This is a genomic window from Wylensekiella montiformis (assembly GCF_009697385.1).
GTDB lineage: Bacteria > Bacillota > Negativicutes > Selenomonadales > Selenomonadaceae > Selenomonas_A > Selenomonas_A montiformis.
This window is the reverse complement of sequence record NZ_VUNL01000006.1, coordinates 40,765-62,251: the sequence shown is the minus strand read 5'-3', so window position 1 is coordinate 62,251 and position 21,487 is coordinate 40,765. Positions and strand designations below refer to the sequence as shown.

The 21,487-nt window shown below is 50.8% G+C and carries 25 protein-coding genes; 18 read left to right on the top strand and 7 right to left on the bottom strand.

Annotation, left to right across the window (positions count from 1 at the left end):
* Positions 1–24 precede the first annotated feature (24 nt).
* On the bottom strand, positions 25–618 hold the full coding sequence (locus tag FYJ78_RS06620) for a BsuPI-related putative proteinase inhibitor (RefSeq protein ID WP_154620613.1): 594 nt from the start codon (positions 616–618) through the stop codon (positions 25–27).
* 271 nt (positions 619–889) lie between these two features.
* On the opposite strand from FYJ78_RS06620, the gene FYJ78_RS06615 reads away from it, so the two are divergent.
* The 5 genes from FYJ78_RS06615 to FYJ78_RS06595 all read left to right on the top strand — a co-directional run bounded on the left by FYJ78_RS06615 (position 890) and on the right by FYJ78_RS06595 (position 5,691).
* A complete protein-coding gene (locus FYJ78_RS06615; protein ID WP_154620612.1) occupies positions 890–1,519 on the top strand; it encodes a lactate utilization protein in 630 nt (209 codons plus the stop codon).
* 185 nt (positions 1,520–1,704) lie between these two features.
* Complete coding sequence (gene pdxS / locus FYJ78_RS06610) at positions 1,705–2,595, top strand: pyridoxal 5'-phosphate synthase lyase subunit PdxS (RefSeq protein ID WP_154620611.1); 891 nt, start codon at positions 1,705–1,707, stop codon at positions 2,593–2,595.
* A gap of 10 nt (positions 2,596–2,605) precedes the next feature.
* A complete protein-coding gene (pdxT, locus tag FYJ78_RS06605; protein WP_154620610.1) occupies positions 2,606–3,196 on the top strand; it encodes a pyridoxal 5'-phosphate synthase glutaminase subunit PdxT in 591 nt (196 codons plus the stop codon).
* A gap of 103 nt (positions 3,197–3,299) precedes the next feature.
* Positions 3,300–4,847 carry a purple acid phosphatase family protein gene (locus FYJ78_RS06600; RefSeq protein ID WP_154620609.1) on the top strand — a complete coding sequence of 516 codons (1,548 nt, stop codon included), beginning with the start codon at positions 3,300–3,302 and terminating at the stop codon, positions 4,845–4,847.
* A gap of 79 nt (positions 4,848–4,926) precedes the next feature.
* On the top strand, positions 4,927–5,691 hold the full coding sequence (locus FYJ78_RS06595) for a YibE/F family protein (RefSeq protein ID WP_154620608.1): 765 nt from the start codon (positions 4,927–4,929) through the stop codon (positions 5,689–5,691).
* A gap of 70 nt (positions 5,692–5,761) precedes the next feature.
* Here the strand turns inward: FYJ78_RS06595 and FYJ78_RS06590 are convergent, their stop codons facing one another.
* Together FYJ78_RS06590 and FYJ78_RS06585 are read right to left on the bottom strand one after the other, a co-directional pair.
* Positions 5,762–6,763, bottom strand: coding sequence for a tyrosine-type recombinase/integrase (locus FYJ78_RS06590; RefSeq protein WP_154620607.1), 1,002 nt, complete (start codon positions 6,761–6,763; stop codon positions 5,762–5,764).
* Positions 6,764–6,766: 3 nt separating this feature from the next.
* The gene (locus tag FYJ78_RS06585; RefSeq protein ID WP_195847896.1) at positions 6,767–7,399 is read right to left on the bottom strand and encodes a helix-turn-helix domain-containing protein; all 633 of its coding nucleotides are present in this window, start codon (positions 7,397–7,399) and stop codon (positions 6,767–6,769) included.
* A 141-nt stretch (positions 7,400–7,540) separates the two neighbouring features.
* On the opposite strand from FYJ78_RS06585, the gene FYJ78_RS06580 reads away from it, so the two are divergent.
* The 5 genes from FYJ78_RS06580 (at position 7,541) to FYJ78_RS06560 (ending at position 10,042) form a co-directional block, all read left to right on the top strand.
* Positions 7,541–7,729: a helix-turn-helix domain-containing protein gene (locus FYJ78_RS06580; RefSeq protein WP_206671382.1), complete on the top strand. Its 189-nt coding sequence runs from the start codon at positions 7,541–7,543 to the stop codon at positions 7,727–7,729.
* Between the two features lie 43 nt (positions 7,730–7,772).
* Positions 7,773–7,976: a DNA-binding protein gene (locus FYJ78_RS06575; protein ID WP_154620604.1), complete on the top strand. Its 204-nt coding sequence runs from the start codon at positions 7,773–7,775 to the stop codon at positions 7,974–7,976.
* Positions 7,977–8,193: 217 nt separating this feature from the next.
* A complete protein-coding gene (locus tag FYJ78_RS06570; protein ID WP_154620603.1) occupies positions 8,194–8,676 on the top strand; it encodes a hypothetical protein in 483 nt (160 codons plus the stop codon).
* Between the two features lie 429 nt (positions 8,677–9,105).
* Positions 9,106–9,819 carry a hypothetical protein gene (locus FYJ78_RS06565; RefSeq protein ID WP_154620602.1) on the top strand — a complete coding sequence of 238 codons (714 nt, stop codon included), beginning with the start codon at positions 9,106–9,108 and terminating at the stop codon, positions 9,817–9,819.
* 10 nt (positions 9,820–9,829) lie between these two features.
* On the top strand, positions 9,830–10,042 hold the full coding sequence (locus FYJ78_RS06560) for a hypothetical protein (RefSeq protein WP_154620601.1): 213 nt from the start codon (positions 9,830–9,832) through the stop codon (positions 10,040–10,042).
* Between the two features lie 277 nt (positions 10,043–10,319).
* On the opposite strand, the gene FYJ78_RS06555 is transcribed toward FYJ78_RS06560, so the two are convergent.
* The gene (locus FYJ78_RS06555) at positions 10,320–10,469 is read right to left on the bottom strand and encodes a hypothetical protein (RefSeq protein WP_154620600.1); all 150 of its coding nucleotides are present in this window, start codon (positions 10,467–10,469) and stop codon (positions 10,320–10,322) included.
* A gap of 951 nt (positions 10,470–11,420) precedes the next feature.
* Between FYJ78_RS06555 and FYJ78_RS06550 the strand changes: the two genes are divergently transcribed.
* Positions 11,421–11,981, top strand: a complete 561-nt coding sequence (locus tag FYJ78_RS06550) for a YibE/F family protein (RefSeq protein ID WP_328597671.1) — start codon at positions 11,421–11,423, stop codon at positions 11,979–11,981.
* Complete coding sequence (locus tag FYJ78_RS06545; protein ID WP_235899911.1) at positions 11,978–12,679, top strand: winged helix-turn-helix domain-containing protein; 702 nt, start codon at positions 11,978–11,980, stop codon at positions 12,677–12,679. The genes FYJ78_RS06550 and FYJ78_RS06545 overlap by 4 nt, the downstream gene beginning before the upstream one ends.
* Before the next feature lie 63 nt (positions 12,680–12,742).
* Here FYJ78_RS06545 and FYJ78_RS06540 read toward each other — a convergent pair whose 3' ends face one another.
* On the bottom strand, positions 12,743–13,315 hold the full coding sequence (locus FYJ78_RS06540) for a nitroreductase family protein (RefSeq protein WP_154620599.1): 573 nt from the start codon (positions 13,313–13,315) through the stop codon (positions 12,743–12,745).
* Positions 13,316–13,543: 228 nt separating this feature from the next.
* On the opposite strand from FYJ78_RS06540, the gene FYJ78_RS06535 reads away from it, so the two are divergent.
* Both FYJ78_RS06535 and FYJ78_RS06530 read left to right on the top strand, forming a co-directional pair.
* A complete protein-coding gene (locus FYJ78_RS06535) occupies positions 13,544–14,164 on the top strand; it encodes a TetR/AcrR family transcriptional regulator (RefSeq protein ID WP_154620598.1) in 621 nt (206 codons plus the stop codon).
* A gap of 58 nt (positions 14,165–14,222) precedes the next feature.
* A complete protein-coding gene (locus tag FYJ78_RS06530; RefSeq protein WP_154620597.1) occupies positions 14,223–14,522 on the top strand; it encodes a phosphatase PAP2 family protein in 300 nt (99 codons plus the stop codon).
* A gap of 169 nt (positions 14,523–14,691) precedes the next feature.
* Here FYJ78_RS06530 and mmuM read toward each other — a convergent pair whose 3' ends face one another.
* Positions 14,692–15,633 carry a homocysteine S-methyltransferase gene (mmuM, locus tag FYJ78_RS06525; protein WP_154620596.1) on the bottom strand — a complete coding sequence of 314 codons (942 nt, stop codon included), beginning with the start codon at positions 15,631–15,633 and terminating at the stop codon, positions 14,692–14,694.
* 25 nt (positions 15,634–15,658) lie between these two features.
* Complete coding sequence (locus FYJ78_RS06520; RefSeq protein ID WP_154620595.1) at positions 15,659–16,447, bottom strand: basic amino acid ABC transporter substrate-binding protein; 789 nt, start codon at positions 16,445–16,447, stop codon at positions 15,659–15,661.
* A gap of 338 nt (positions 16,448–16,785) precedes the next feature.
* On the opposite strand from FYJ78_RS06520, the gene FYJ78_RS06515 reads away from it, so the two are divergent.
* The 4 genes from FYJ78_RS06515 (at position 16,786) to pstB (ending at position 21,471) form a co-directional block, all read left to right on the top strand.
* Positions 16,786–17,421 (top strand): efflux RND transporter periplasmic adaptor subunit, encoded by a 636-nt coding sequence (locus tag FYJ78_RS06515; RefSeq protein ID WP_154620594.1) that lies wholly within the window; start codon positions 16,786–16,788, stop codon positions 17,419–17,421.
* Positions 17,422–17,615: 194 nt separating this feature from the next.
* Positions 17,616–18,638 carry a Ppx/GppA phosphatase family protein gene (locus FYJ78_RS06510; protein ID WP_235899909.1) on the top strand — a complete coding sequence of 341 codons (1,023 nt, stop codon included), beginning with the start codon at positions 17,616–17,618 and terminating at the stop codon, positions 18,636–18,638.
* Positions 18,598–20,685: a polyphosphate kinase 1 gene (gene ppk1, locus FYJ78_RS06505; RefSeq protein WP_154620593.1), complete on the top strand. Its 2,088-nt coding sequence runs from the start codon at positions 18,598–18,600 to the stop codon at positions 20,683–20,685. Before FYJ78_RS06510 ends, ppk1 begins: the two co-directional genes overlap by 41 nt.
* A gap of 36 nt (positions 20,686–20,721) precedes the next feature.
* Positions 20,722–21,471, top strand: coding sequence for a phosphate ABC transporter ATP-binding protein PstB (gene pstB, locus FYJ78_RS06500; protein ID WP_154620592.1), 750 nt, complete (start codon positions 20,722–20,724; stop codon positions 21,469–21,471).
* Positions 21,472–21,487: the final 16 nt, after the last annotated feature.

Below are 21,487 nucleotides of genomic sequence, written 5' to 3'. Positions count from 1 at the left end.
TATTATATCACAAATACTGCATGATCAAAACGGCGCGATATGGTCATGATCCCAGTTTCCGTTACCGAGAATGATTCCTCCGTGGATCACGACCGGCACGCGGCCGCTTTCGGATGAAGACGGGATGCGCGAAGAAAGGACGTAAGGAGTATCCGTGAGCCAGGCGGAGACAACCACAGCATCTTCTTTGATTTTTCGGTAATCGCGGGCGGAAATCTCAGCAGTGTAAACGCTGCTTTGGTGTGCCGGGATGGTGGATGAGGCGATCGCCTGTGTGAAAGACATGGTATCGGACCAGCGGTAGAGCGTTTTTCCGTTTTTGTCCAGCAGAGCAAAATCAAAGCATTGGCCGCTGCGGTGTTCTACCGTATAAGGCTGGTCGCTCCCGTTGGTGACTTTCAGTTCCATGCGCAGCTTTCCGTGCCGTTCTGAGACGGTCAGTTCCTCAGCGATCTTGTCGAAGCTGAAGGCGGCATAAGTATCTGACGGCCCAGAGAAATGGGAGCCGGAAGCAGGAAAGGAAATGCCGATGCCTGTTCCGATCCCGGCCTCAGCGGTTGCGGCGGCCGTCAGAATCATCAGAGCAGCTGCTGCGCTGAACAGTTTCTGTTTGTACATGATAAGACCTCCTGACTAGAGAGCAAAAAGGTGTGTCATTTCTTTATCGTATTTTTCTCGTATGAGATATTTTATCGTAAAGATCAGATGGTGTAAAGGATGGCATGATTTCTTATCGTTGCTTCAACTAAGAAGGAAAGGATATTGGATTCATTCAGCCAGAGTCAGGGGCGTCTAAAACTCTCCCCTGACCAGGTTCCATTTTATCCGGCAGGAAGCTTGTGTTACAATGTAAGCAGGATCTGTAATCATTGGCATAAGGAGGAGAACGATGGACAAGAACATTGAGAAACGCAATGAACTTTTGGCGCAGACGGTCATCAAGGGACTGCAGTCGCGCAATATGGAAGGGTTTTATGCTGCGGGACGAAAAGAAGCGCTGGATCTGGCACTGAACCTGATCCCCGAAGGGAGTACGGTTACCATGGGCGGGGGAATGAGCGTCCATGAGATCGGTCTGCCTGAGGCGCTGGCGGCTGGAAACTATCATTTTATCGACAGGGACAAAATGGAGGATAAGCGGCAGGCCATGCTGGCCGCCTACGATGCGGATGTTTTTCTTTCCAGTGCCAATGCGATAACCAGGGATGGGATCATGGTCAACATTGACGGCAATGCCAATCGCGTGTCGGCGATTGCTCAGGGCCCGAAAAAAGTCCTCTTTATTGTGGGAATGAATAAGGTCTGCGGCGATCTCGATGGGGCGATGAAGCGGGCGCGCAATATCGCTGCGCCGATTAATGCGCAGCGGTTTCACTTGAATACGCCATGCGCCAAAACCGGTGCGTGCTTTGACTGCAAATCACCGGATACGATCTGCTGCCAGTTTCTGATCACGCGGTATTCGCTGCATAAAGGGCGCATACAGGTCATTCTGGTCAATGATGATCTGGGCTTCTGATCATTGACCATACGGATCCGCCTAACAAAATAGGCCAAAGAATAGGTCAGTTCCTCGTGTAAAAAAAGGAACTGACCTTATTTTTATGTCAAAAATTGAATCTTTTAATTGGTTCAGTATGCGGTATGATAAAAAGGCATGAGCGATCAGAATCAACTTGTTGTTTTCGGAAAGGAAGGAATATCATGGAGAAACCGAACCGCGCGGAAGAACAATATCGATTGAACAAAGAGCTGGCGCAGATGCTTAAAGGTGGTGTCATCATGGATGTCACGACACCGGAACAGGCAAAGATTGCCGAAGATGCCGGTGCCTGCGCAGTCATGGCGTTGGAGCGTATTCCAGCGGATATCCGGGCTGCCGGCGGAGTGGCGCGGATGAGCGATCCGGCGATGATCAAGGGCATTCAGCAGGCCGTATCCATTCCCGTTATGGCGAAATGTCGGATTGGTCACATTGCCGAAGCGCAGGTGCTGCAGGCGATTGAAATCGATTATATCGACGAAAGTGAAGTGTTGTCGCCGGCGGATGATGTCTATCATATCGATAAGCATAACTTTCAGGTACCATTTGTCTGCGGAGCGAAGGATCTGGGGGAAGCGCTGCGCCGCATCAGCGAAGGTGCAGCTATGATTCGGACTAAGGGAGAGCCGGGCACTGGCGATGTGGTACAGGCCGTGCATCATATAAGGAAAATCAACCGGGAGATTGCCGCTTTGTCTGCTTTGCGCGAAGATGAGTTGTTTGAAGCGGCTAAGACGTATCAGGTTCCCCTTGAGTTGGTGAGGTATGTACATGAGCATCACCAGCTTCCGGTTGTCAATTTTGCAGCTGGCGGCGTGGCGACGCCGGCGGATGCGGCGCTGATGATGCAGCTTGGTGCCGAAGGGGTATTTGTCGGGTCGGGGATCTTCAAATCCGGGAATCCGGCCAAACGCGCTGCTGCGATCGTACAGGCTGTCACGAATTATCAGGATCCGAAACAAATTGCCAGACTGTCGGAAAATCTTGGCGAAGCCATGGTGGGAATCAATGCGGATGAGATACAGCTCTTGATGGCTGAGCGTGGAAAGTGAGGGGAGAAGAATGAGCGGAGAAAAGCCTTGGATTGGAGTGCTGGCCTTGCAGGGAGCCTTTGCGGAGCATGAATCTATGCTGCGTGAGATGGGGGCAGACTGCCGGGAAATCCGCAATAAGCAGGATCTGACGGAGAATATGGCCGGTTTGATCCTGCCGGGTGGTGAGAGCAGCGTTCAGGGAAAACTGCTGCGGGATACGGGCTTGTATGACCCGCTGCGGCGGCGGATTGAATCCGGCATGCCGGTATTGGCTACCTGTGCCGGGCTGATTCTGCTGGCCCGGGAAATCAGCAACGATGATCGCAGAGGCTTTTCCACTTTGCCCGTGCGGGTAAAGCGGAATGCTTATGGCCGGCAGCTGGGCAGTTTTACAGCTTTGGATGATTTTGCCGGTGAAGGTCTTGTGGCGATGCGTTTTATCCGTGCGCCCTATATCGAATCGGTACTGGATGATCAGGTGCATATTCTGAGTCGTCATGAGGGAAAAATTACCGGCGTACAGTACCGCAACCAGCTGGCTCTTGCCTTTCATCCGGAGTTGGGAAACGATAGCCGGATTCACCGTCGTTTTCTGGAAATGGTCCGGTGTGCAGGGTGAGCAAAAGGATTTACGGATTCGTAACATCGCCATAACATATACAGCCCCTTCTCATGATACAGTGAAAGTGTCGTTGAACGGTATTTATGGGAAGGGGTTTGTCATGAAATTTTTTCGGAATAAGAAGCGTCTTACCACTTATGTCCTGACTGCATTATGTCTGGCTTCTACGGCGTATGCAGCTACATCACACTGGAATGATGCGTCGGCTGTACCGGACGCTGTGGTGTCCACACAGGCTGGCGATCAGAACTGGTCGCAGTGGAAGGAGAGCTGGGAGACCATCAAGGGAGACTATGAGCAGGTCTCCATGGCGCCGGGCAAAAACGCTTCGCAGATGAATTTTGCCTGGTATTCCCGACAGCAGGCAGAGCAGTCTGAGGTTCGGCTGTCGACGCATGCCGACATGTCCGAATCCTCCGTCTGGCGGGGAACGTCGAAAACAGGCACCGTGGTCGACGGCACACAGTATTATGCCAATAAGGTGACGGTGCGCGGACTTAAGCCGGAGACGACGTATTATTATCAGGTCAGATGCAATGGCAGCTGGAAAGAGGTTCAGTCGTTTAAGACGGGGAATCCGGATGATTTTTCCTTCATGTACGTCGGCGATCCGCAGATCGGCGCGTCCAAGGGGCAGACGTCTGCCGAAGGGAACAAACAGGATGGGGAACTGGCGGCACGCAATGATGCGTATAATTGGAATAAGACGCTCAATAGCGCGCTGTCTCAGCATCCGGAGATTAATTTCCTTGTTTCTCCCGGTGATCAGATTAATGAACCGGCTGAGGATCAGTCGTCGGCCAAGATCAAATTGCAGGAAATACAGTATGCGGGATATTTGTCTGCCAAGGCTTTGCGCAGCCTGCCGGAGGCAGCCAGCATCGGCAATCATGACAGTATGACGATCGGTTATCAGAATCATTTCCATGTTCCCAATCCCTTTACCGAAGAGGCCACGCCGACTGTGGCCGGACACGGGTATTTTTATACCTATGGAAATGCGCTGTTCATTGTCATTAATGCGAATAATTACAATGCGGCAGATCATGAAGCATTGATCAAAAAAGCCATCAAGGCAAATCCGGATGTGAAATGGCGGATCGTCGTGATGCATCAGGACATTTACGGAAGTGGTCTGGATCATTCGGATTCGGATGGCATTCTTCTGCGCACGCAGCTCACGCCGATTTATGATGCCAATAAAATTGACGTTGTTCTGCAAGGGCATGATCATACCTATGCGCGTACGTATCAGCTCTCTAGCGACGGCCGGCAGCATGCGGACTTTGCGGAATACAGGCAGCATGGGCAGTCCGGCCAGCACCACAATCTGCTCGGCGCGGCACTGAAAAACAGCGACAAAAAGGCAGAATTTGTAAAACAGAATCTCTGCTATACCATTGCGGATATGAGACAGGGAACCCTGGTCAATCCAAAGGGCGTGTTTTACATGTCCTCGAATTCTGCGACGGGCTCGAAATTTTATGAGCTGATTCCGCAGCAGCAGGACTATATCGCAGCCCGCAGCCAGAGCTGGCGCCCGACGTATTCGGTCATTCACATTACGAAAGACACGTTCCAGATCGACACCTATGATGCGGAATCGGGAGCGCCGATTGATCAGACGTACCAGATCATCAAAAAATGAATCGCTGCAGCAAGTGAGAGCGATCAAACCTCCCGGAATCCCTGTGGGATCGACGGGAGGTTTTTCAGGAGGAACAAGCATGAAACATATAGGAAAACGGCTGGGCCTTTTGCTCATACTCTGCCTGACGGCCGCTGCCTTATGGTCGTTGAACAGCGGTATCGATAAGCCGGCGCTGGTCAATACTGAAGGGCGGAGCTTTGAACGGGCGGAGGTGGTGCAGGTCCTGCGTGACAATCGACAGGAGAACGGAAGCCGCATAGGAGATCAGATCGTTCTGCTGCGCCTTGCAGATGGTGCGCAGGAAACTGCGAACTGCCCGAACGGCATGCTGTTCGGCGCAGTTTGTGAGCCGGGGATGCCTGTGGTGGCGATGAGCAGCCGGGCCGGTTCGCTGGTCACTTATACCGTATACAGTTACGATCGAACCTTGCGGGTTCTTGGCTTTATCGCTTTTTTCTGTTTCCTTTTATCCTTGGTCGGCGGGCGTAGGGGGATACGCTCTGTGGCGGCCTTGCTCAGTACCTTTCTTTTGTTCCTGTTTTTGTTTCTCCCCCTGTTGATGCATGGCATCGCACCGATTCCCGCGGCTATGGTGACGGCCGGGCTGATTTTGCTGCTGACGGTCTGGCTGGTCTGCGGCTGGTCGCGTCAGGCGGCTGCTGCTGCCGGAGGAGCATTTGGCGGAGTTTTTTTCGCTGGACTGTCGGCAGTGGCCTTTGGCGAATCGGCGCATCTTTCGGGGTACGATATGAGAATAAACGCCTATGAACCCCATGGAATAAGGATTTATAGGCGTTTTTGCTATGTTAAAAGTTCTAAAATAGTTCTGTTTTCGGCTTAAAAGTATTGTGAAAGCCTGTCAGCAACGTCTTTCTGCTTGTCTGGGTACAGATGGGAATACAGGTCAAGAGTCATTTGTATCGACGCATGGCCCAGGCGTTCTTGTACACTTTGGGCGGTGTGCCTAGGTTGATGAGCATGGACGCATGGGAGTGCCTGAGATCATGCAAACGGATGGCAGACAGCCCCACTTGTTGGGCGTGTTGTTTGAGTGCAGCAGCATAGGTTGTTCTATCCCTAGTAAAAAGGCGGTCGTTGCTTCTTGCGTCGGTTCGCCGTATCCAGTCGGCTAGGATCATGACAAGCGGGCGCGGCAGAGATACCTTGCGGCGGCTATGTGCCGTCTTGGGCGGCCCTACAATGTAGCCGTGTTCTGTTTTTGTCATTGTCTTGTTGATGCCCATGATGCCCTGTTCTAGGTCAATGTCGCCTGCTGTCAGGGCCAAACATTCCCCTGAGCGGCAGCCCGTCCAGAACAGTGTAGAGAACATGGCGATATATTCTGGTTTGAGTCCTGACAGGATAAAGCGGGCGAACTGTTCGCGCGTCCAATATTGCATATCATGGGCGGGCCTTTGCGATCCCATACCGCCCGCAATGGTGGCGGGATTCTTTGCCAGTCCAAAATACTTGCAGGCGTAGTTCAGGGTAATGACTAGTGAAGCATGAATTTTGCTTAATGTTGTCGGCTGATAATGTCGGCTTGATATAAATCTGTTCTGCCATTCGCGAATCATGACGGGCGTCAGCTCGGTCAATGTCTTGTCGCCGAAAGCAGGAAACAAGTAGGTCACGAGTAAATTTCGCGTTGTCAAGTACGTGGATTCCCTGACATGATGCCTATAGTCATCAAGGAACCTGTCACAGAGGGCCGCAAAGGTCATGGCGGGGGATCCTGCTAGGCGGTCGCGGTAGTCCTGTTCGTAGCGGGCGGCGTCGGCCTGCCGCGTGAACCCCATTTTCTTGATTTTCTTGTTCGTGCCGTCCCATTGCTTGCAGTAGAACGTGACGTAGTACAGCGTGGAGCCGTCCTTCTCGTAACTGTACACATGGAGCGTGCGTGTCTTTGCCATAGGTCAGCCCTCTTTCGTGCCTGCCGTATCGTCGGCGGGCTTTTTTGCGTCCCTTGCCTTGTGGGTATGGTTGTACATGCCTAGCCGCTTGTATATCTGCATGGCGTATATGTTGCGCGTTTCCTTCTGCCAGTCATCGGCAGCCCTTCGCATGATGGCGATGAAGTCCGCGCGCGTCAGTTCTAGCGGCAGATAGTAGGGCGGCGTGTCAGGCGTCCATTCCATCGGCAGAAAGTCGAAAGATTCATGGGGCGCGGGCGTCGGATCCACAAAATCAAACTCAGATTCCCATGTGAGCGGCGGCGCGGCGTCGGCCTTTTCCTGTTCCCTGTTGTATATCGCCACCATGTCGCCGCGTTCCCTTATCCCGTAGGCAGGGCAGGCGGCAAGAAAGACGGCCTTGTATTTTTTGTACTCCCCGACAATAGGAACAGTGTAGCCTAACAGCTCATCCACAGAGACATGCAACAGTGTAGCGATAGAAACTAGTTTCTGTAAGTCTGGTTCACGTCTGCCTTGTTCATACATTCCCAATGTTGATAACGATATACCGACTTTATCAGCTAGGCTTTGACGTGAGAAATTCCTGTTCTCTCTATATTTTTTCAAATTTTGGCTAAAGATAGTTTTTGGCATTGTTTCACCTACTATAATGCATATCGCGTTTTTTACTTGCATTATAACACGAAACAGGTTACAATAATAGCAATAACACGATAAAGGTTTATATAACTCGATTCGTGTTAAAAGAAGAACATAGTAAAGAGAGGTATGGACATGGACAAGAAAAAGTTAGTCAACATTATGGCGGACAAGGGCCTGACACAGGCAGAGCTAGCAGAAAAGGCAGGGGTGTCGAGAACGGCAATCTACGGTGCCATGAAGGGCCGTACACCGCGCCTTAATACGTTGGGAAAGATTGCCAAAGTTTTAGGCGTGAAGCCGTCAGAGCTGTTAGACATGTGAAGCCGTCTGATCGACGTAAAATACTTTTGATAGGGGGGACAGTATGGAACAGGAAAGCAAGAAGCAAGAGCCGTTGTCGCGTTTCATTGGCGCGGATGAAGTGGCGAAAGATACAGGTTGTTCAAGGGGGTTTGCTTATTCGATCATCAAGAAAATCAATGACCGACTGGAACAGCAGGGATATATCATCCCGCGACATGGGCATACGTTACGCCGGAAATATTACGAAATGACGGGTGGGGAATGAAGATGATGAGCAGGCGGCCAGTCGGCGCGAATGGCCTTGTCATTCCCACAGTAGAGCTTGAAGAAATCGAAGCATAGAAAAAAACGCCCTTGTCGTGATGGATTGACAAGGGCGCGAATCAAATGTATAGAGCAGGATATTATTTTGTTGCTATTGTGTTCAATATAGCACATTTGCGGATTAATGTTAAGTGCGTTTGAGATATAGAGGTTTTAGCATGGCAAGTAAAGATGAAAAGACAAGAATCTATTGGTTGAAAATTGAATGTGATTCTTTTAGAAAAGATGTGTTCCAAACTCTATTGTTCAATCATGGTGAAATGGGACATAAATATCTAACCGCTTATCTATTTCTTTCTCTTAAGGCAGCCCCATTAAACGGCTATCTTTATGAGCAGTTAGGAAATAAGAAATTTGAAGTTTCAAGCAAGATTATTGCCAGTAACACGAATGTGACAGATGAAGAAGCAGAGAAGATTTACAACGATTTAAAAGAATATGGCCTTATTGTAAAGGCTGATAAGCATAACGCGGATAAACTCTATTATATGCCCAAAGTGAAAGAAGCTATTGCAAGCGTAACAAAGGCAGCTATCATAAAGGCTAAACAACGAGAACGCGCCAAAACAGCCCAAAGGATCAAAGAGCAAAAGGCCCTAGAGAAGGACGCCAAAGAAAATAATATTGACCTTCCATTTTAGGTCATTGCGGACAACGTGCGGACATGTTGCGGACAATGTCCGGTATAGTATATAGAATATATACTATAGAGCGCATGAGCCGCGAGTGGCGAAAGGCTAGGAGCATGTAGCGGCCCGCGTTAGCGTGCGGGCGTTAGCGGAATGGTGCTAGCCTGTTGCGCTCGGGGGGTGTGGGGGGTGAAATAGTATAAAAAAGGCGTGGAAAAAGTGATGGAAACGGCTTAGACAGGACGAAAAGCAGAGCTTTTCTTTTCAGTGTTCCACTTTCACCTGTCACGCCTTAATTCGTTTGGATATTCTGGAATGTAGAATCGAAAACCAGAAAAAAACCTGCCTGCTTTTTGTGGGCGGCGGCTTAGGGCCGCCCACAGCAGCCAGAACTTTTTCCTATTTTGTTTTCAACAAAATTTTTCTAGCGAGGTGGGAAATATGAGATTATACAATCATGATTTTGATGACATGTATTTGATTATGGGTGAAATGCCGCCATTGAACCATAAGCCGCCCGACGATAAAGAGTTCAATCCGAAACACAGCAAGGTTTTTCGATGGATCATGCACGGCCCTTATGCGTATGAGCTAGCAGAAATAGTTCTTCATATCGCAAAGAAAACAAGTATGGTTTATGATGGCGATGAGTGCGGGAATCAAAAAACATATGACGATGAATATTGCGATGATGAAGGACGCCAATACAAGTATGATGGAATTGGCGAACCATACTGTATAGAAATCACATATGGCAGGTATAAGGGAAAATACTTAAATGAGATTCCTAAAAAGTGTTGGCTTCTTGAGTACAAGAAGTTATTGGACATGTTCGTTCATATGCCACTTCTTGAAGGCGAGATGCCGTATTATCATGATGAAATTGAACAGCTTACAGAAAACCATGTAGAGCGGGTGAGAAAGTTAAAAGCAAGGGCAGGAATAAGCAAGAAAAGAAAAATAGAAGAAGAAATCAAAGACTATGAGAAACGGAAACAAGCACTTATCCATGCTATGCGGGTACTGAATAATGTAAATCATTATATTCGCGGGAAATATGATTTTGCGTCGTATGTATTTGATAAGGCGAAAATAGCGGGCGTTATCAAATACGACAAAGAATCCCATACATGGAGAGGAATTGCAGAAGAATAGGGGCGATGATATGGAAGAACAGGATATTATGCAGCCGTTCAGGGCGGCAGGCGAGAGATTAGAGACAGAGCAGCAGCGCACGTTCTACAAAGCGTTGTGCAACGTCGTGGAACCATCGGCGCGGCAGATCGTCGCGGCGGGCGGCACGGTAGAGGACGCGCGGCTTTATGCGGGCAGGCGTATGATTGTCATTATGCGGGCGTTGCAGATGGGGCGGGCCTGATTCCCTCTTGTGGTATCATACAATGCAGATATGGGCAGAACGTACAACGAACGGTACGCAATGCCCTATTTTTTTTTGCGCGTGTCCAGAGCGCGGCGGGCGACAGTGTTCTGTATCCTGACGGCGAGACTGGCAGGACGGCGGACAGCACCATTAAGCATGGGCAGGGGCAGGCGGAAAAAGTTTTCGCATTGCGCCCGATTTAACGCGCCCCTACTTTTCCACAAAAAAACGCTAAATAAAAATAAACACGAATATTACATAAAAATATTCACTTTTAGGCGATGCGGATGCCCTGCCCGTAGTCGCGGCGATGGGATGGAGCAGAAAACGCCTGTACACCGTCCAGAGCGCCATGTAAGGCACATCTGGCGGCAGGCGATTCTAGAAGGGGCTGTCCAGACATGGGCGGCCTTTTCTGCTGCATGACGCGGGGCCGCCTGTCCTTCTTGTGGGTATCCTATGGCATGGAGCCGCGCCGCGATGCGTTCGAATCCTGAGCCGTCCGCATGGCTTCTAGACAGAGCCGCCATTTCAGACTTGCCTTGTTCCAGTACCAAAATACATTTGTTTCAGTCCGTACATTACTTCCGATAAATTATTGCTATCGGAAGTAATAGGGATGAAAAGAAACGTATCAGGATGAAGCGACAACATAATAATGATAGTAATGATAATAGACAAAAATCCATATATGATACACAAAGTTCACAAAATAAAGCGTGATAAAGCGAAGTAAAACACATGCCAGAGAGCGGGCCGCGAAAAAGACTTTACATTCGTGTCTACGGGCGTTCCTGCCTGTTTTGCAAAATGCCTTTGGTCAAAACATCAAGATTTTTGTGAGCGCGTCGGCCTGCCTGCCAGATTCCCACAGGAGAGCCGCCCGCCCGCCGAAAAGTCGGGAAAACACGGCTTTTGGCAGATGGGGCCATGTTTGGGGCGTCAATCCCGCCCGCGTGCGCGAGGGTGCAGCCCATTCCTTTGCATACCGTCGCGGATCACGACGAAAAGCCGCCCGCCCGTGGCGATATGTCCACAGGATGGGGCGGCGTTTCTCTCTCTCGCCGCCTAGGACGCGATTCTAGGCCCTTCCAGACGGCGGCCTATATAACTTTATGCGTTGATGATTCGACGGGCAGGAGCAGGCGCGGGGGAGCCGTGGAACGCGACGGCCTGCCAGTCGATGCGGGCGGCGATGCCAGAGCGTGCGCGGCAGGATCCCACATGTTGGGAGCGATGCCGTGGGGCCGCCGTTTCGGTCCCTGTATGGCGGTTCCAGAGTCAGATGCTAAAAGTTCTAAAAAAGTTCTGTTTCAGAACTGGAATCTCAAAAATAGCATGAAAATCGGGAAGGACGGGGCCGCGAACCCTTGATATTATTAAGGTAAAAAATGTTGTATGTGCCTTATCATCGGGGTACAACGTGGGGAATATCGAGGCGTTGATTTTTGTGGAGCAGAATACCGCCATTGATGTCGGCGGGCTGCTGTTTGCCGGGATTCTATTTGTCAGTCTGGGCGCCGTTTTGGATATTGCGATGGACGTGTCTGCTGCGGTGACAGAAATTCATCGGGGCCGATCGGAAGAACATGGGGCGTCTTTGTTTCGAAGCGGAATGTCTGTGGGCCGGGATGTCATGGGGACGATGGCAGCCACCTTGATTCTGGCCGTTTTTGGCAGTTCTCTGGGAACATGGGTGTTGGACTATGTCTATGATCTTCCCCTTTTACAGCTGATAAACTCAAATCGTGTTGACATTGTTTTGATGCAGGGATTGTCCGGCGGTATCGGCGTCATTTTGACCGTACCGCTGACATCGGCCTTGTCTTCCTGGCTGCTCACGCGCAGATCCTGCCATGTTTCGATAAAAAAATTTTGGAAAAAGGAAGACCATAACCCGGATTATGTTGTAAAATATGGGCAGGAAAATCTATGAAAAAGGTGAGAGCAATGAAGATCCTGGCTGTAGATGACGACGATTCCATTCGGGAATTGCTGGTTGTCCAACTGAAAAAACATGGTTATGAGGTAATGGAGGCCGCGGATGGCAAGGAGGCGCTGGCGAAGGCAGCAGGGGCAGATCTTATTTTGCTGGATATCATGCTGCCGGGATTGGATGGCTTTGAGGTATGCCGTCAGCTGAAAAACTCGCAGGATACCATGGCGATTCCAATCATTATGCTGACTGCCAAAGCGGAAGAGATCGATAAAGTTTTGGGATTGGAACTTGGTGCGGACGATTATTTGTCCAAGCCCTTTTCTGTACGGGAACTTATGGCAAGAATCAAAGCGGTGTTACGGCGAAGCAGCGGGCGGTTGGCGGCTTCTCAGCAGACGCTGTCTATTGGTGCTTTGCGGCTGGATTTCAATTCGTATCAGGCCAGCCTGAAAGAAAAGCTGCTGGCACTGACACCCAAGGAATTTGAACTGCTGAAATTGCTGGTCACGAATCCCGGTAAGGCGTTTTCCCGCGATGAACTGCTGGAGCGGGTATGGGGGTACGAATACTATGGAGACACCCGGACCGTAGATGTACACATACGTCATCTTCGCGCAAAACTGGCGGCGGATCCTTTGCTGGCAGAAGGAATTGAAACCGTTCGTGGCGTTGGCTATCGCTTTGCACGAAAATAAAGGAATGAAAAACGGTCTGTTCCGAAGGGGTGTTTCGGAACAGACCGTTTTGTGATGCAAAAATCAGCGGATAACATGGACGCGTTTGCTGATGTCTTCCGTGTCCTTGGAATTCGGCTGAGCTGCAATGCCGCCGAATGGCATCTGAGCAATGAGCTGCCAGTTGGCAGGGACGTCAAAAAGATCGGCCACGGCCGCATCGATGACCGGATTGTAGTGCTGGAGATTGGCTCCAATATCGAGATCACGCAGCGCTGTCCAGACGGAGAACTGCAGCATGCCGTTTGCCTGCTGGGCCCAGATCGGGAAATTTTCCGCGTAGAGCGGGAATTGTTCCTGCAGGGCTTTCACAACATTGTTGTCAATAAAATAAAGAACAGTACCGGCAGCTGCTCGAAACCCATCGATCTTTTCCCGGGCAACTTTCCCGTCAAAAGCACGGTAAACGGCATCCCAAAGATCATCCTGCTTTTTTCCGAGTACCACGATGACGCGGGCGCTTCGCATATTGAACGCATCCGGTACGAGCTCCGTAGTCTTTTGGATGGTATCAACAACCTGTTCTTCACTTACCGGCAGTTCTTTGTTAAGTGCATAATAGGTCCGGCGCTTTTCTATGGATTCTAATATACTCATGTTGTATCCTCCTTACATATCGGTTGATCATAATTCTTCTTTTTATTCCATTTTTTAACTTTTCTTCACTTCGATCTGCATACAAAATTTTCCTGCCGAAATGGAAGATTTTGTCCAAATAAAACAGGGTAAAGAGCAGCGTGTCTGTTTCATGTGAGGGCGTTGACATTTTGAAAACAAGGCGATATAATCTCATATTGACTTTGGTCAATATGGAGGTTTTTATTTATGAGAATTCGAAAGAATCCGGAAGAACGATACCGGGAGCTCGTGGATGTTGCGAAAGGGTTGTTTTTGACAACTGGCTATGAGCGAACTACGGTACAGGATATTTGTGAGCAGGCTGGTGTAGCCAAGGGAACGTTTTTTTATTATTTTGCGACGAAGGAAGCAGTGCTGCGGGCGATTTTCACAGAGTGGGCAGAGCAGTTTGCCGCATCGTATCAAACGAAGGCTGACGGAATAAGCGCAATGAATCAGCTGCGGATGCTTCTTGCGTTTATGTCGCGTGAAAATTCCATTGATCCATTGGTGGACAAGCTTTTTGATGAGCAGCAGCGAGACTTGGCCGTTGATCTTTGGCAGAGTGCTGTCGTGGAGCGGTTTAATCCGCTGTTGCGCAATATCCTGTCAAAGGGCGTGGACGAAGGCGTTTTTTCCAGCGATCACATGGAGGAACGCCTCACTTTCTTCTGGCATCTGCTCGGCGCCATGTGGCCGGATGAGTGCCGGGGGGAAAGCGACGAGGCGGCGGACATCCGCATGGGGATCGCCGTGCCGCTCATCGAGCAGCTCTTCGGCGCCAGAGCGGGCAGCCTGAAGGGCTTCCTCGGCGGCGATAGGAAGTGACGTTGCTTTCTTGGGGCGACTGTAACTGTAAATGTGATGCACCATATCCGCGAAGCGGATGGTTGTGCATGCGGTTCGCTGTGTTTGTGAGATACTGGGGGTATGTTTTGGATTCGTTTCTTCTTTTGTTTTTGCAGGAGCATGTGCGGCAGGCGTTTTTGCCGTCGCCCTGATCCTCCTGCGGGCCTGGTATCGCTGGCTTGCGCTGGCAATGGCCGTGCTCATCGTCTTTTCCCGCCTCTATGTCGGCATGCATTATCCAAGCGATGTGCTCGGCGGTTTCCCGCTCGCCTATATCGTGTCCTTTCTTGTCTGGCGTTTTCTGGGGGAGGGCATCGCGCAGCCGGCGAAGTCCTAGGCAGTCCTAGGCAGGCTGCAGCGGGCGGTGGTATTTTCGGAAGTGTTTTCTGCCTGTTTTGGAATAGAAAAAGCGGCACCTGCGCGGTGCCGCTTTTTTGTGCAAAGTACCTGTATAAACCTGCGCGGAGATGGTATGTCTCCATCGCAGGGAATGGCGGTGTGTGCGCTCAGCCGCGCTGCAATTCGGCGCGGAAGGCGGCGATGCTGCGGATATCGTCCGGCGTCGTGCGGCAGCAGCCGCCGATCAGGCGCGCGCCCGCCGCGTACCACGTGCGCACGAAGTCGCGGTACGGCGTCGGGCTGCCATGCCATGTCTTCGTTACGGCATCGTACGTTTCCCCGGTATTCGGATAGACGACGATGGGCTTTGCCGTATGTTGGCGGATCTGGCGGATGAGGCCAGCCACATGCTGGGGGGTTGTGCAGTTGACGCCGACGGCCGCGACCTGGGGTTCTTTGTCGAGCAGCCGCGCGCAGTCGGCAATCGCATCGCCGCCGCAGGTATGCGCGTCATCTCTGCATGAGAAAGAGATCCAAGCAGTTGTGTCAGGATGGCGGCGCAGGTCGGTGAGAATGGCGCGCGCCTCGTCGAGCAGCGGCAGCGTCTCGCAGGCCAGAAGATCCGGCTGCGCCGCACAGAGGAGCGCGAGGCGCTCCGCATGGAAATCCGCGAGCTCCGCGCGGCTCGCCTTGTAGTCGCCGCGGTACTCCGAGCCGTCAGCAAGATACGCGCCGTAAGGGCCGACCGAGGCGGCGACGAGCGGCTGCGGCCGATCTCGCCGCCTCGCCGCTTGCTGCCAGAACGCATCGCGTGCCCGTTGCACGAGGCGGACCGAGCGCGTGATGAGCTCTTTTGCCTGGTCGCGTGAAAAGCCCTTCTTTTCAAAACCCTCGATGGTCGCCTGATAGCTCGCACTCGTCGAAATGTCTGCTCCCGCCTCATAGTAATCGCGGTGGACGGCTTCGACGAGCTCCGGCTTTTCAAAAAGCGCCTTGGCTGACCAGAGCGCATCGTTCGTGTCAAAGCCGCGGCGCGCGATCTCCGTGCCAAAGGCACCGTCGAGCACGAGCAGCGGATGGTTCGCTAAATCGCGTGCGATTGTATCCATAGTTTATTCTCCTTTCTTTGTCGCTTCACTGCAGAAGTTCCTGCGGCGGCTGTTTGCCGAACCACTTTTTATAGATTTCTGTGAATTTTCCGTTGGCCTTGATTTTCGCAAGGCCATTGTCGATTTTTTCGAGCAGTTCATGATTTCCCTTGCGCACGGCGATGCCGAGGTATTCCTTCGTCAGGGCAACTTCTGCTGTGCGCACGTGTTTGCCTCCCGCATGGCTCACATAGTATTCATTGGTCGGGATATCGTTGACGACGGCGTCGACACCGCCGTTTTGTACCTCGAGAAATGCTTCGTTGATGGCGTTGAAGACGCGGACATTGGCGCCGGGAATCTTGCGTGCCGCCTCTTCGCCCGTCGAGCCGATCGAAACGCCGAGTGCCTTGCCCTGCAGATCCTCGGCCGTATGGACCGTGTCATTGTCCGCGCGGACGACGATGCCGAGCCCTGCGATATAGTACGGCTGGGAAAAATCTACTGACTGCTTGCGGTCGTCTGTGATCGTGATGTCGTTGATGGCGATGTCGATTTCTTTGGACTGCAACGCCGGAATCAGGCCGTCGAAGGAGCGGTTGCTGATCTCGACGTCGAAGCCCTCTTCCGCCGCGATGGCGCGGATGATATCGACATCGAATCCCTCGTAGTCCTTGGTTTCCTGATTTTGCGAGCCGAACGGCGGATAGCTCGCGTCCATGCCCACGCGCAGCATCTGCGGCTTTGTCGCCTGCATATCCGAGCCGCAGCCCGCCGTCATAGCCGCCGCGGCGAACAAAAGAATGGTCAGGCTTAGTAAGAATCGTTTTTTCATAGAATGAGCACCTCGCAATATGATCGTGTAACAGTATGATATTCATCATAATACATTAGTATACATAGCATGTCAATATGTTTTACAGGAAAAAGGTTTCGTCTTACCATATTCAGTAAAAATGCGATGGAATGTTTCTTTGAAGGGGCGGGAGTATCGTTTCTGGAAAAACTGTCAGCCGGGTGGTCTGCAAGGGAGCAGGGGCGCAGCATTCCAGGAGGGGCGGTTGAGAAGTTTTCTGCGGCACTGTATACTTTTTACTGACCAAGGTCAATATTGGTTGCTTTTATTTATTTTATTTTTTATTACTGACCACAGTCTATAAAAGGAGTTTTCAGATGAGAAATCACAAGGTGCGCTACGGGATGGCGACTCTTTTGGCGGCGGTGCTGGCGCTGCTCGCCTGGCGGATGCTGGGGGCGACGGAGGAGGAGACGTCCGCGCTGCAGCCGCTTGCGGTATCAATCGAAACGGTGAAGCTGGTGGAAAAGCCGGCAACCCTGCCGCTTTCCGGTACGGTGGAGGGGCTGACCTCGTCGATTGTCAGCAGCCGCTTCTCCGGGCAGGTGACGCAGGTGCTCGTCGAGGATGGGCAGGCGCAGCTTGCGCGTCTGACGCAGGCGTATCGACTTTGCCAAGCAGCGCATGCAGGCGGGAACGCCCTGCGCGGCGGCGCTCGGCACCTCGACGCTTTTGACGCTTGTCGTGGTGCCGACGATCTATGCGTTCATTCCTGGCATGCCGTTGAGAGAGCACATCCCGGTATCAGGATATGGAAGACCTTTACGCCTTATTTTGAGAAGCGGAATATTCATTTCTATGTAAACAGGCTGGGCTTTCAGATCGATGAATTTTTTCACGAAGGTCATTGCCTGTCCGCTGTTGCAGGGGACGAGCATAATGAGGGTCTGGATGAAATGTTTCATTTTATCCAGTATATGCGTGTTGAAGAGAAGAGGAAAGAGAATCCTTAACTTTGGTTCTTTTCGGGTTGGCTCAGAGGATCCGCTTTGGTGAAAAGAACCGGGCTTCGGTCTGGCAAAACGAAAAAATCGGCAGGGAAAGAAGAAAACGTAACATAGAATTTACAATTTTGTAACAGTCGGTGGACTGGATTCCCGTAGAATAAGGCTAGAACAAATATCCCATCATGATGGAGGTAATGGATATGTTGTATGGAATTGTCGATCTCGGGTCGAATTCGGTTCGGCTGAATATTTATAAGGCGGATGATCGTCACTTTTCGCTGGTTATGAGCAGGAAGGAATCGGTCGGACTGGCCAGTTATGTTAAAAACGGACAGATGACTTCGGAAGGCATTGAACGGGCCTGTTATGTTTTGCACGATTTTCAGACCTTGCTCCGTGATTTTTCTATTCGCGAGATGCATGTCTTTGCGACGGCTGCTCTGCGCAATGCGAAGAACAGCCGGGCGGCGGTAGAGGAAATCATGAACCGGACCGGAGTGGAGATCAAGGTGCTTTCCGGTGAAGCGGAGGCGGAGCTTGACTTTGTTGGCGTGTCACATGCTATGGAACGGGCGGCAGAGTCTCTGGAAGACGGATTGATGGTAGATATTGGCGGTGCCAGTACGGAGCTTGTTATTTACAAGAATGGTGCGATACGGAAAAAGACAAGTATTCCGATCGGTTCACTGAATACCTATGACGCGTATGTGTCGAATATCCTGCCGACCCGCATGGAGAGGAAAGCCATCAAACAGGCGGTATTGGATGCGCTGAAGGACGACGCCGATTTGAATTATGGCAGTTATTCGATCATTTGCGGAATCGGAGGTTCGATCCGCGCGGCAAAAAAACTCAATAATTATCTGTTCCAGCTGGCACCGGATAATACGCGAATTAAGGCGCCAAATCTAAAAAAAATGATCAAACTGTTCCAAAATGATGAAGGGGCGGCCATCCCTACGGAAACACTGGATGTTTTGCTGAGCGTAGTACCAGACCGGGTAAGAACGGTGCTGCCAGGCATGATTATTCTCAATACGCTGCTGAAACATTTTAAGAGCGAATGGGTGGAAGTCACCAAGGCAGGCGTACGGGACGGATACCTTTATCGATATGTTCTGCAGTCCGGAAAAGAAGAGGAGGAGAACGTGGATGCAGAGCCTGTAAAGGAGGAGACGGCAGATGGCTTCAATACTTCTGGAGAAGAAAGCCCCCAGGCATGATACGAGCTTCACACAAAACCGGGAATTGTCATGGCTGCGGTTTAATGAGCGTGTCCTCGAAGAGGTGAAGGATGAAACAGTGCCGCTTTACGAGCGGCTGAAGTTCACGGCGATTTTTACGAGCAATCTCGATGAGTTCTTTATGGTTCGGGTAGGCAGCCTTATGGATCTTTTGCACATCAAGCCGAATCAGCGTGATAATAAGAGCCGGATGACACCTGCCGAGCAGCTGCATCATATTTTTTCTGCCTGCCAGCAGCTTTATCCCAAGCGCGATATGGTTTATGAAAACGTATCACGCAAGCTGGCACAGGCTGGAATCGTACATTTGGATTTTGCCGATCTTGGCGGAGAACAACAGCGGTATTATGAGCAGGAATTTTCTGATCAGATTTTACCTGTTCTTTCTCCGCAGATTCTTGATTTGCATCATCCTTTCCCGCATCTTGAGAATAAAGAATTGTTTGTAGCAGCGCTGCTCAAGCATGAGCACCGTATCACGCTTGGCATGATTCCCGTTCCTCATACCTTGCCGCAGTATCTTCTTCTCCCGAGCAATCGGATGGAATATCTTTTGATCGAGGAAGTCATGCTGGCCTTCATTGAGCAGGTTTTTCCCTCTTATCCAATCATAGACCGAGGCGTTTTCTGCATCACAAGGGATGCGGATATCAGTCCGGACGATGAGGAAGTGGAATATGGGAATGATTATCTGAAACAGATGAAAAAGGTGCTTCATCTGCGCAAGCATTTGCCGCCGGTGCGCATTGAGATCCAGTCTGATGGCGATTCCATGCTGGCTCCTTATCTTTCCCGCCAGCTTCATCTTCCCATGGAGCAGGTTTATGTGACAACTGCTCTGCTTCGGCTTGATTTTGTTTATGACTTGGAAAAGGAATTTACGGCGCGGCAAAAACAACAGTTATGTTATCCTCCGTTCGTTTCGGCTGCACATGCGGATCTTTTTAAAAAATTCGGCATGATGAAGGCAGTAAGACAGAAAGACCGGCTGCTGTCTTATCCGTATGATGACTTCAACATTTTTCTGCGGCTGATCCGTGAAGCCGCTTATGATCCGAATACGGCATCCATTAAGATCACCATTTACCGGATTGGACGAGGTCATGTTCAGCTTATGAATTATCTGATCATGGCTTCTGAGCTGGGAAAAGAGGTCACCGTCCTGCTGGAACTCAAGGCGCGCTTTGATGAGGCAAATAACATGAGCTGGGTGGACAGTCTGAGAGATGCAGGAGTGCATATTCTTTATGGTTTTGAAGGATATAAAGTTCATGCCAAGGTATGTCTGATCACCTGCCAGCGCGGTGGAGAGCTTTCTTATATTACCTATGTCGGTACGGGAAATTTCAATGCCAAAACAGCGCATCTGTATACGGATCTGGCCTTGCTGACGGCAAACAGCAGCATTGGCCGTGATGCCGCCGTATTTTTTCGGAATATGGGTATTTCCAATTTGTATGGGGAATACAGGGAACTGCTGGTCGCACCGGTCAATTTGAAGAAAAAATTACTGGCTTTGATTCAGCGGGAGATCGATAAGGCAATTCGCGGAGAGGAAGCCCGTATTCTTCTTAAAATGAATTCCCTGACAGACCGTGAGCTTATCGATAAATTGAAGGAAGCGGGGACGGCCGGCGTAGTTGTTCATATGATCGTGCGCGGTATTTGCTGTCTTGTGCCGGAAATTCCCGGAAAGACGGAAAATATTCATGTGAGGAGTATTGTCGGGCGATTTTTGGAACATGCAAGAGTGTTCGTCTTTGGCTGCGGGAAGGAAGCTGAGGTATATATTGCCTCAGCAGACTGGATGACCCGCAATACAGAAAATCGTGTCGAGGTGGGGTGTCCGATCTATGATCCGGAGATACGGAGGCGCATTCTGGCCATGCTGGATCTGCAGCTTCGGGACAATACCAAAGCCCGCCGTCTGGGCAGTGATGGGTACTATCACCGGCTTTTGATGAGCGGAGAAGCGGTTAATGCACAGATGACTTTGGCCAGACAGGCCGTACTTGAAAAGGCATGATGCTTTCAAATGAAGCATCAGGGAGGTATTGGACAGATGAAGATGAATATTAAGAATCTCAACCTGTATTATGGCGATCATCAGGCGTTATATGATGTTTCGCTTGAGGTACCGGAGAATCATGTCGTAGCTTTGATTGGCCCGTCTGGCTGTGGCAAATCGACATTTCTGCGCACGCTGAACCGCATGAATGATCTGATTGAAGGGGTACGTATTGATGGAGAGATTCAGCTGGACGGCGAGAGCATCTATCAGGAAAACATGGATCTGGTTGAGCTGCGCAAGCGGGTCGGGATGGTCTTTCAGCGTCCCAATCCGTTTCCCATGTCGATTTATGACAACGTCGCATACGGCTGCCGTGTGCATGGACTGAACGACCGGAAAAAACTGGATGAGATTGTGGAGCGAAGCCTGCGCGGCGCCGCTTTGTGGGATGAGGTGAAGGACAGATTGAAATCGTCTGCGATGGGCATGTCAGGCGGTCAGCAGCAGCGCCTTTGTATCGCCCGGGTGATGGCGGTGGAGCCGGAAGTGGTCCTCATGGATGAACCGTGTTCTGCACTGGATCCGATTTCCACGATGAAGATTGAGGAAATGGTGGCAGAGCTTAAGAAAAAATATACGATTGTTATGGTCACGCATAATATGCAGCAGGCCGCACGCGTTTCCGATGAAACGGCCTTCTTCCTGAATGGGAAACTGATTGAGCATGATAAGACCGATGTGATTTTCACGAAACCGCGTGATAAGAAGACCGAAGATTATATTACGGGAAGATTTGGCTGATGTAGGGAGGATGGAT